The organism is Floccifex sp., from assembly GCF_051873495.1.
Taxonomy (GTDB): Bacteria; Bacillota_I; Bacilli_A; order Erysipelotrichales; family Erysipelotrichaceae; genus Floccifex.
The window spans coordinates 1-9,510 of record NZ_JBJEEX010000065.1; the positions used below are offsets into that span (position 1 = coordinate 1).

Consider the following 9,510-nt stretch of genomic DNA (forward strand, 5'->3'; position numbering starts at 1 on the left):
CGTGACACCAATCCCTCATAATGGATGTCGTCCACCAAAACGACCTCGTGGATAGTAAAGGAGGAAATTAGATGCAGGAATTTGAAAGAGCTTCTTTTCACAAAGAAATGGTGGATGAAGAAAACAATACTGGATCTTATGTCTTCGAACCTTTAGAAAGAGGTTTCGGAACAACAATTGGTAACACTTTATGTAAGATTATGATTTCAAATCTTCCAGGAACAGGTGTTATTGGTTTTTCGTGTGATAACTTGAATGAAAATAAAACAATGGTTGAAGGTGTTTTAGAAGATGTCAATGCCATTGCAGTAAACTTGAAGAAAGTTCAATTGAATTGTTCCGAAGATGGAGTTGTTAAACTTCATATTTCAAAGAAGGGACCAGCTATTATTCAAACAGCTGATTTAATTTGTCCTGAATATGTAAATGTTGTGAATCCTAAACAAGAAATTTGTTCATTAGAAAAAGGTGCATCTTTAGAAATGGATGTATATATCGCAACATTAACTGGTTATAAGAGTTCTTTAGAAAATAAAGAACAATTTGGATTGGGTGACGATGTCATTGCCATGGATACTATGTTCACTCCAGTTCGTAAAGCGGATTATTTATCCGAACCAGCTCGTATTGGTTTAGATGCAAAATACGATAAAGTTCATTTCTATGTTACAACAAATGGTTCAATCACGCCTTTACAGGCTATTAGTGAAGCCGCTGAAATTTGTGTAAGAAACTTAGATGCAATCGTTCCTTTCGCAAATTTAAAATTAGAAGAAAGCTTTATGATTCAACAACCAAAAGTTGAAGACACTAAAAAAGCCAATACAATGTTAATTGAAGACCTTGATTTATCTGTTCGTTCATACAATTGTTTAAAACGTGCAGGAATTCAAACGGTAGATGAATTAACACAAAAAACTGAAGACGAAATGATGCATGTTAAAAATTTAGGTAAAAAGTCATTAAAAGAAGTAAAGGACAAGATGTACCAATTAGGTTTATTCTTCAAGTCTTTTGAGTAATTAGGAGGACCAACATGAGCTACCGTAGATTAGGACGTAAAGCAGATCATAGAAAAGCTTTATTAAGAAATATGGCTACTTCATTGATTGTAAACGGACAAATTGAAACAACAGAAATGAAAGCCAAAGAATTAAGCAGTGTTGTAGATAAATTGGTTACTTTAGCAAAAAGAAATGATTTACATGCAAGAAGACAAGTTCTTGCTTATGTAAGAGATGTTGAAGTAGATGAAACAGGAACAACTGCTGTTCAAAAATTATTTAATGAAATTGCTCCATCTTATGCAGACCGTAATGGTGGATACACTAGAGTTGTTAAAACACGTATTCGTCGTGGAGATGCAGCTCCAATGGCAATTGTTGAATTTGTGAAGTAGATTTCTCTACTTCACTTTTTTTAAGGAGGAAAATATGTCTTTACAAGATGAAATGAAAAATTATGCTTGTGACCATAGTGTTCCCGTAATGTTAGACGATGGACAAGCTTTTTTACTTTCTAAATTAAAAGAATATAATTGTCATTCTTTTTTAGAGTTAGGAACAGCCATTGGAAAGACTTCTATTTTAGTCGCAAGTGAATTTGAGGATATGCGCGTTGTAACGGTTGAACGTAATCCAGATATGATTGAACAAGCTAAGATTAATATTTCTAAATCGGGTGTACAAGATAAGATAACTTTAATTGAAGGAGATGCCTTGGAAATTGAAAATCCGGAAGGAAAATTTGATTGTATTTTTATTGATGCAGCTAAGGCACAATATACACGTTTTTTTGACAAATATTCTCCTATCCTTTCAAACAATGGTATAATAATTACAGATAATATGGAATTTCATGGATTGGTAAAACATCCTGAAAATACCCATAATCGTAATACTCGTCAATTGGTAATGAAAATTCAAAAGTATCATGATTATTTAGAAACTCTAGATGATTTTGAAACGGAATTTTATTCAATTGGTGATGGAATTGCCGTTACAAGGAGGAAATAATGAAAGGGTTAAAAAGAGCTGGATTGGCGGCTGTTGTAGGGTTTGCGGCTGCTACAGTTGTGACAAAGCGTTTTTATGATAAGAAAAAGGAACAAGAACTCGATGAATTTTTACTTCCTGATGAATCAGAAGCAATAAAAATTCATATTGATTCTCCTTCTTCATTAAAAGAAGACATTGATTCATTAAACGCAAGTCCGGTGACATTTGAATTTGGTTTGGAATCAAAGGAAAAAGCTATGGTATTCCAAGATCTTTTATCAGAAAAGGGATTGTCTAGCAATATTGATGCGACTAATTTCAGTGTTGAAGTATTGTTTAATGATGAAGTAAATGATGTATCAAAACAAAGTTTATATGAAAATTTAAATGAGCTTTGTCAACAAGTGAATGCGCAATATAAAGGATGTCATTTGAAATGACGTCTTTTTTCTTTTAATAAATTTATTTTTTGTTATAATGATTTAGCGAAAAGGAAGTGATAAATACATGAACGCTATTGAAATTAAAAATTTATCTTTTTCTTACGATGGACAAAAAGATGTAATCAAAAATATATCTTTATCAATTCCTAAGGGAAGCTACACAACTATTGTAGGACAAAATGGTTCAGGAAAATCAACCATCGCAAAGTTGATCATTGGTCTTTTAGGCGCTAAAAGTGGCGAAATCCATGTAATGGGAAAAGAATTAAATGAAGAAAGCGTATATGATGTACGTTCGCATATTGGCATTGTGTTTCAAAATCCAGATAATCAATTCATTGGTTCAACTGTAGCGGATGACATTGCCTTTGGATTAGAAAATCACTGTGTTCCTCAAGAAAACATGCAAGCCATTATTGAAGATGTGGCTTCAAGAGTTGGAATGCAAGATTTTTTGAATAGCGAACCCACTAAATTATCGGGTGGACAAAAACAAAGAGTTGCGATTGCTGGGATTTTGGCAATGGAACCCGATATTATTATTTTTGATGAATCGACTAGTATGCTAGACCCTCAAGGAAAGGCAAGTATTAATAAACAAATCAGGGAGTTACATAAAGAAAAACAAGTTACGATTTTATCGATTACCCATGACATGGAAGAAGTCGCACAAAGTGAACATGTTGTGGTTTTAAATGAAGGTAATGTTGTTTTAGAAGGAACACCTATGGAAATTTTTAAACAAGAAAAATTACTTAAACAAATGAAATTGGATATTCCTTTTGCTTTGGAATTCTCAAAGAAATTAACAAAAGAACATATCACAAATGAGTGTGTTTGTACATTAGAAGAGGTGGTGAATCAATTATGTCAATTGAAATCCACAATTTAGAACACATATACAATAAAGAAACACCTTATCCTCAAGCAGCATTAAAAGGCGTTAATTTAACGATTCCAGAAGGTAAGGTAACAGCTATTATTGGTCAAACGGGTTCTGGAAAATCAACATTGGTTCAACATTTAAATGGGCTTCTTCTTCCTACAGCAGGGGAATTAGAAGTATGTGGTTTTCATATTCAGCCTTTATTGAAAATTAAGGATGTTAAACAACTTCGTAAAGAAGTAGGTTTAGTATTCCAGTTTCCGGAATATCAATTATTTGAAGAAACAATTGAAAAAGACATTGCCTTTGGGCCTAAAAACTTTGGAGCAACTGAACAAGAGGCAAGTGAATTAGTTCGTAAAATATTACCGGTCGTTGGATTAGATGAGTCGTATTTAGAGCGTTCTCCTTTTGAATTAAGTGGAGGACAAAAACGAAGAGTTGCGATTGCCGGAATTCTTGTTTTAAATCCTAAAGTATTGGTTTTAGATGAACCAACAGCTGGATTAGATCCACAAGGATCAAAAGAAATGATGACTTTATTTATGAATTTAAATCGACAAGCTCATAAAACTGTTATCTTAGTTACCCATGATATGGAACATGTCATGAAATATTGTGACCATGTTATTGTTATGGACCATGGAAACGTTGCTCATGAAGCGGATGTTAAAGAGTTTTTCCAAAATCCAGATTGGTTATTAAATATTGGAATCAATCCACCTAGTATAATTCGTTTAAAATTAATGTTAAATGAAAAGGGATTTAATATTCCAAATGATATTTTAGATGAAGAATCACTGTTAAAGTGTATTAAAGGGCAGGTGAAATCACATGGGTAATTTTACATTGGGTAGTTATGTTCCTATGGATTCTGTTATCCACAAGATGGATCCTCGTTCTAAAATCATTATTATGCTATTGTTAATGATTTCCATTTTTATTCCTTCTGGAATTATGGGATATATTTTAATTGGTTTATTCATTTTCGTAATATTAAAATTATCGAAATTAAATGTAAAATATGTACTTCGTTCTATGAAACCAATGATGTTTATGATGGTTTTCTTGTTTGTGATTAATGTTTTTGTCATTAAAACAGGAGTGCCTTGGATTAAACTAGGATGGTTTTCTATTTATTCAGATGCTGTTTATCAAACACTATATATTGTGGTTCGTTTATTGTTTATGATTATGATCACAACAATCTTAACTTCAACCACAAAGCCATTGGATTTAACACTAGGAATTGAAAAGTTATTAAAACCATTAGAAAAAATCAAATTTCCTAGTCATGTTATTGCGATGATGATTAGTATTGCGCTTCGTTTTATTCCTACTTTAATTGAGGAAACACAACGAATCATGAATGCTCAAGCTAGTCGTGGAGTGGATTTAGATAATGGTTCATTAAAAGAAAAATTAATGGCTATTTTATCTTTGATTGTTCCATTGTTTATTTCGGCTTTTGATCGTGCAGATCAATTGGCAAATGCTATGGAAGCACGTGGATACAATCCGAATGCGACAAGAACTCGTTATAAAGTTTTAAAGTTTTCCACAATGGATTTTGTGGGTTTGTTTAGTTCTTGTTTATTATTAATTGTGAATATTGCGATTGCTTATATACTATGATGTTAAAAGTAACAGTGGCCTATGATGGATATAACTATGCTGGTTGGCAAAAACAAGACAATGCATTAGGAATTCAAGAAGTAATTGAAAAGTGTCTAACACGTATTCATAAACAACCAATTGAAATTGTTTCAAGTGGAAGAACCGATGCTAAGGTACACGCAAAAGGACAAGTGTTTCATTTCCAACCGGTTGTATATATGCCACCTGCAAATGTTCAAAATGCATTAAATACATTGTTGCCAGATGATATTCGCATTATCAAAGTAGAAGAAGTAGACGATGATTTTCATGCGCGATTTAGTGCAAAATCGAAGCGATATGATTTTATTTGTACGTATGATTGTGATAATCCTTTTATTTATCGTTATGCCCAAAAGTTATTTTCTAGACTTGATGTAGAAAAAATGAAAGAGGCGTGTCAATATTTAGTGGGAGAACATGATTTTACTAGTTTTTGTTCATCAAAAATTGATCCAAGAAAACCAAGAGTAAAGAATGTATTTCGAATTGATATTATTGAATCAGAAAAAGAAGTTCGTTTTATTTTTGAGGGAAATGGTTTTTTACGCTATCAAGTTCGTATGATGACAGGAACTTTAATTGCTGTGGGAAGAAATCAAATTACTCCATATGATGTGAAAAAAATGCTCGATGCGAAAGATAAGAACGCATGTCGTTATAATGCACAACCACATGGATTATATTTAATGGAAGTGAAATATGACTAAAAGAAATTTTCATACACATACTTCAAGGTGTCATCATGCTACGGGACAAGATGAGGATTTTGTTGTGGAAGCAATTGAAAGTGGATACAAGGAATTAGGTTTTTCGGATCATGCTTGTTGGAAATATGATACGAATTTTACTCCTCGTATTCGTATGACGCTAGATGAATTTAGTGATTATAAGAATAGTATATTGAGTTTAAAAGAAAAATATAAAAAGTATATTCAAATTGATTTAGGTATGGAAGCAGAGTATTTTCCTAAGTATATGGATTGGATGCTTGATTTTTGTATTGAAGAAGATATTGATTATCTTATTTTAGGTAATCATTATTATAAATCTGATGAATATGGTTGTTACTATGGTTCTGCACCTAAAAACAGACTTCAAAATTATTTTGATGATTGTATTAATGGCTTGGAAACGGGAATGTATGCGTATTTAGCGCATCCAGAATTGATTATGCGAGCACATGATTGGGATGAAGAAATTGAATGGGGGTTTCATCGCATTTGTCAAAAAGCGAAAGAATTAGATATTCCATTGGAATATAATGTTCTTGGTCTGCAAAACAATATGAGAACCAATCAAGAAGCATATCCAAATCATCGTTTTTGGCAAATTGCTTCGTATTATCACAACAAAGCAATTATTGGTATGGATGCTCATCAAACAAAGGATTTGAATCCAGATTTATATGAATTAGCACTGTATAATTTATCAAAATATGATGTGGAAATCGTGGATAAAATCGAAAAAATTGATTATAAAAAATTAAGGAACAAGTAAATAAAATTTACTTGTTTTTTTGTATAATTTATATTGACTTTTAATCTCGGTTTGAATATCATATTAGATGGCTAAACTCTGGCCTTTTGAGCCCCGGTAAACGCTCAAATCAAGGAGGAAATAAGAAAATGCGTCAAACAACAATGGCAAAACCTGCCGAAGTAGAACGTACATGGTATGTAATTGATGGTGAAGGACAAACTTTAGGACGTTTGGCTACAGTTGCTGCTCATGTATTAAGAGGAAAACACAAACCTACATATACACCAAACGTTGACTGTGGTGATTATGTAATTGTGATCAATGCTGACAAGGTCGAAATGACTGGAAACAAATTAGAAACTGAAAAATACTACAATCATTCAGGATATTATGGTGGAATGCGCGTACGTAGTGCAAAAACTATGAAAGAAAAATATCCAGTTGAATGGGTAGAAAGAGCAATCAAAGGTATGTTACCACACAACCGTTTAGGTGATGTACAACGTGGACATGTTTATGTATACACTGGTAGTGAACATCCACATGCTGCTCAAAAACCAGTTGAATTAAAGGTGAAAGGATAATAGGGGGAATAGAAAATGGCTAAAAAAGAAATGGTTCAATATTTAGGAACAGGACGCCGTAAATCTTCTGTTGCTCGTGTATTCTTAAGACCAGGAACTGGTAACATTGAAGTCAACGGTCGTTCTTTGGAAGAATATCTTCCATTAGAAACTTTACGTATGGTTGTTAAATCACCATTAGAATTAACAAATACATTAGATCAATTTGATGTATTAATTAATGTACATGGTGGTGGATACACAGGACAAGCTGGTGCTATGCGTCACGGAATCACTCGTGCTTTAATGGAAGCAAGTGCTGATTACCGTCCAGTATTAAAAGCAGCAGGATTCGTTACACGTGATCCTCGTATGAAAGAACGTAAAAAATACGGACTTAAAGCTGCTCGTAGAGCTCCTCAATTCAGTAAACGTTAATCAGAAAATTGTTTCAAGAATCAAGGATTTCCTTTATGGAAGTCCTTTTTCTTTCGCTTGAAAAAGAATGTTGTAGAACATTTTTATGGATTTTGTTTTATTGGAAGTAGTTACTATTTGAATTTTATTTCGCAAAAATGAAAATTGTTTAAAAATGCGAAATATTGTATAATTTATAATAGGTGATGAAAATGAAACTAATAGAGAGAGATTACTATTTAAAAAAATTGAATGATGTCAAAGATGTTCCTGATATTAAAGTAATTACTGGAGTTCGTCGTAGTGGGAAATCGAAATTAATGGATGCTTTTATTGATTCTTTCAAGGATATGGAAAATATAAATATAGTTCGAATTAAACTGAACTTAAAGAAGTACGAAAAATTACTAAATCCAGATGAACTGTACTCATATATTGAATCTAATTATATAGAAAATAAAAATAACTATCTTTTCATTGATGAAATACAACTTTGCAAAGGATTTGAAAGAATCATAAATAGTATTTATGAAGAGGAATTATATGATATCTATTTAACAGGATCAAATGCATTTTTGTTGTCTAGTGATCTTGCTACTTTATTTGGGGGCAGGGTCTTCGAAGTACACTTGTTTCCATTCTCTTTTAAGGAATATCTTGTATATTATCCATCCACAGATTTAGATGTTTCTTTTGATAATTATGTAAAAAAAGGCGGTATGTCAGGTTCTTATTTATATAAATCAGAAGAAGATGCGAGAAACTATGTCAATAGTATTTATAAAACAACAATTGTGAGAGACATTGTTCAAAAATATAAAATCGAAAATGAATCTTTATTACTGATGATTGGCGATTATCTTATGGACAATATAGGAAATAAAACATCTATTAGAAAAATTTCGAACAAATTGACTACTAGTACAATTAAAACAAACGATAAAACCGTAGGATCATATTTAGATTATTTATGTAAATCGTATATGTTTTATCCAATCCAAAGATATGATATAAAAGGAAAAAAATATTTGGAAAGTGAAAAGAAATATTATCTTTCTGATTTATCTTTCCGATTCTCTGAAATAGGCACTAAGTATATGGATTATGGATTTTTATATGAAAATTTAGTTGCATTGGAATTAATGAGACGAGAATATGAGGTTTACGTCGGAAAGCTGTACAATAAGGAGATAGATTTTGTAGTAATTAAAAATGGATATAAAGAATATATTCAAGTCTGCGATGATATAACAAATGCGAATACATTTGAAAGAGAAACATCTCCATTGTTATCTATTAAGGATGCATATCCAAAAAAACTAATTGCTAGAACAAAAAGAGAAAAAAGTTATTATGAAGGTATCGAAATAATAGATATTGCAAGATGGTTAAATGATTCGCAAAATCAAAATTAATTATTAAATGCGAAATGATTTCGCCGATTAGATTTGCATCGAGAACCTGGAGGTAATAAAAAATGATTGAATGTCCTGTATGCGAATCACGATTAGTAGAAACTAAATATGGTTCTTCTGTAGAAATAAAATGTACGAAATGTGATTATAGCGTTGTTACTACTAATATAGGTCTAATTTATGAAGATGAAACGATTTACGATGTATATTAATTGAACTATCGTTAATCAAAAAATAATCATGCTTGCAAAGAACGTCTTAAACATAAGTACGTGCGAAGCATTAAAGCTAGTAAAAAGTGGTGAAGAAATAAAACTATATTCAGGAAATGCAGTAGAAGTTAAATCGTTAAAAGAAAAGTTGGATGATCTGAATCTAAAATATAAAATCACACTAGAATATAATTGGTAAAGATATTTAGAGTTTAGTAAGTTGCAAATTTATAAGGTTCCAGCTAACCTTGTAAAAAAACGCGAGGTCCTGTGGTGTTATTGTGAGGTTACTTATGTAGTCCTGAATTGTTGTGAATAGCGCTAAATGAACGCTTACGTGCAACAAAAGTGCCAAATAGAGGCTGTAACAGTTAAATAGCCTACACAAAAAAGGATAGCTGACTCAATTACTTGAGCTGCTATCCTTTTTATGTGGTAA

The 9,510-nt window shown here is 31.9% G+C and carries 13 protein-coding genes; all 13 read left to right on the plus strand.

What is annotated here, in order from left to right; translation table 11 throughout:
* Nucleotides 1-71: 71 nt before the first annotated feature.
* The 13 genes from ACI313_RS04035 (at nt 72) to ACI313_RS04095 (ending at nt 9,071) form a co-directional block, all read left to right on the plus strand.
* On the plus strand, nt 72-1,022 hold the full coding sequence (locus ACI313_RS04035; RefSeq protein ID WP_439755332.1) for a DNA-directed RNA polymerase subunit alpha: 951 nt from the start codon (nt 72-74) through the stop codon (nt 1,020-1,022).
* Between the two features lie 14 nt (nt 1,023-1,036).
* Nucleotides 1,037-1,399, plus strand: coding sequence for a 50S ribosomal protein L17 (rplQ, locus tag ACI313_RS04040; protein ID WP_439755333.1), 363 nt, complete (start codon nt 1,037-1,039; stop codon nt 1,397-1,399).
* A gap of 34 nt (nt 1,400-1,433) precedes the next feature.
* Entirely contained in the window at nt 1,434-2,015 is a 582-nt protein-coding gene (locus ACI313_RS04045; protein ID WP_439755334.1) for an O-methyltransferase, read from the plus strand.
* Nucleotides 2,015-2,437: a hypothetical protein gene (locus tag ACI313_RS04050; RefSeq protein WP_439755335.1), complete on the plus strand. Its 423-nt coding sequence runs from the start codon at nt 2,015-2,017 to the stop codon at nt 2,435-2,437. Before ACI313_RS04045 ends, ACI313_RS04050 begins: the two co-directional genes overlap by 1 nt.
* 67 nt (nt 2,438-2,504) lie before the next feature.
* A complete protein-coding gene (locus tag ACI313_RS04055) occupies nt 2,505-3,332 on the plus strand; it encodes an energy-coupling factor transporter ATPase (RefSeq protein WP_439755336.1) in 828 nt (275 codons plus the stop codon).
* A complete protein-coding gene (locus tag ACI313_RS04060) occupies nt 3,308-4,168 on the plus strand; it encodes an energy-coupling factor transporter ATPase (protein ID WP_439755337.1) in 861 nt (286 codons plus the stop codon). The genes ACI313_RS04055 and ACI313_RS04060 overlap by 25 nt, the downstream gene beginning before the upstream one ends.
* Nucleotides 4,161-4,961 (plus strand): energy-coupling factor transporter transmembrane component T family protein, encoded by an 801-nt coding sequence (locus ACI313_RS04065; RefSeq protein WP_439755338.1) that lies wholly within the window; start codon nt 4,161-4,163, stop codon nt 4,959-4,961. The genes ACI313_RS04060 and ACI313_RS04065 overlap by 8 nt, the downstream gene beginning before the upstream one ends.
* Entirely contained in the window at nt 4,961-5,692 is a 732-nt protein-coding gene (truA, locus tag ACI313_RS04070) for a tRNA pseudouridine(38-40) synthase TruA (protein ID WP_439755339.1), read from the plus strand. The genes ACI313_RS04065 and truA overlap by 1 nt, the downstream gene beginning before the upstream one ends.
* A complete protein-coding gene (locus tag ACI313_RS04075; RefSeq protein WP_439755340.1) occupies nt 5,685-6,482 on the plus strand; it encodes a histidinol-phosphatase in 798 nt (265 codons plus the stop codon). The genes truA and ACI313_RS04075 overlap by 8 nt, the downstream gene beginning before the upstream one ends.
* A 128-nt stretch (nt 6,483-6,610) precedes the next feature.
* Complete coding sequence (rplM, locus tag ACI313_RS04080) at nt 6,611-7,048, plus strand: 50S ribosomal protein L13 (RefSeq protein WP_439755341.1); 438 nt, start codon at nt 6,611-6,613, stop codon at nt 7,046-7,048.
* Nucleotides 7,049-7,063: 15 nt separating this feature from the next.
* Nucleotides 7,064-7,465 carry a 30S ribosomal protein S9 gene (gene rpsI, locus ACI313_RS04085; protein WP_439755342.1) on the plus strand — a complete coding sequence of 134 codons (402 nt, stop codon included), beginning with the start codon at nt 7,064-7,066 and terminating at the stop codon, nt 7,463-7,465.
* A gap of 191 nt (nt 7,466-7,656) precedes the next feature.
* On the plus strand, nt 7,657-8,859 hold the full coding sequence (locus tag ACI313_RS04090; protein ID WP_439755343.1) for an ATP-binding protein: 1,203 nt from the start codon (nt 7,657-7,659) through the stop codon (nt 8,857-8,859).
* A 62-nt stretch (nt 8,860-8,921) separates the two neighbouring features.
* Nucleotides 8,922-9,071 (plus strand): hypothetical protein, encoded by a 150-nt coding sequence (locus ACI313_RS04095; protein WP_439755344.1) that lies wholly within the window; start codon nt 8,922-8,924, stop codon nt 9,069-9,071.
* Nucleotides 9,072-9,510: the final 439 nt, after the last annotated feature.

What these genes read in the sequence shown, in the direction of transcription:
- ACI313_RS04035 (WP_439755332.1), top strand. Translation starts at nt 72, where the DNA reads ATGCAGGAATTTGAAAGAGCTTCTTTTCACAAAGAAATGGTGGATGAA.
- rplQ (WP_439755333.1), top strand. Translation starts at nt 1,037, where the DNA reads ATGAGCTACCGTAGATTAGGACGTAAAGCAGATCATAGAAAAGCTTTA.
- ACI313_RS04045 (WP_439755334.1), top strand. Translation starts at nt 1,434, where the DNA reads ATGTCTTTACAAGATGAAATGAAAAATTATGCTTGTGACCATAGTGTT.
- ACI313_RS04050 (WP_439755335.1), top strand. Translation starts at nt 2,015, where the DNA reads ATGAAAGGGTTAAAAAGAGCTGGATTGGCGGCTGTTGTAGGGTTTGCG.
- ACI313_RS04055 (WP_439755336.1), top strand. Translation starts at nt 2,505, where the DNA reads ATGAACGCTATTGAAATTAAAAATTTATCTTTTTCTTACGATGGACAA.
- ACI313_RS04060 (WP_439755337.1), top strand. Translation starts at nt 3,308, where the DNA reads ATGTCAATTGAAATCCACAATTTAGAACACATATACAATAAAGAAACA.
- ACI313_RS04065 (WP_439755338.1), top strand. Translation starts at nt 4,161, where the DNA reads ATGGGTAATTTTACATTGGGTAGTTATGTTCCTATGGATTCTGTTATC.
- truA (WP_439755339.1), top strand. Translation starts at nt 4,961, where the DNA reads ATGTTAAAAGTAACAGTGGCCTATGATGGATATAACTATGCTGGTTGG.
- ACI313_RS04075 (WP_439755340.1), top strand. Translation starts at nt 5,685, where the DNA reads ATGACTAAAAGAAATTTTCATACACATACTTCAAGGTGTCATCATGCT.
- rplM (WP_439755341.1), top strand. Translation starts at nt 6,611, where the DNA reads ATGCGTCAAACAACAATGGCAAAACCTGCCGAAGTAGAACGTACATGG.
- rpsI (WP_439755342.1), top strand. Translation starts at nt 7,064, where the DNA reads ATGGCTAAAAAAGAAATGGTTCAATATTTAGGAACAGGACGCCGTAAA.
- ACI313_RS04090 (WP_439755343.1), top strand. Translation starts at nt 7,657, where the DNA reads ATGAAACTAATAGAGAGAGATTACTATTTAAAAAAATTGAATGATGTC.
- ACI313_RS04095 (WP_439755344.1), top strand. Translation starts at nt 8,922, where the DNA reads ATGATTGAATGTCCTGTATGCGAATCACGATTAGTAGAAACTAAATAT.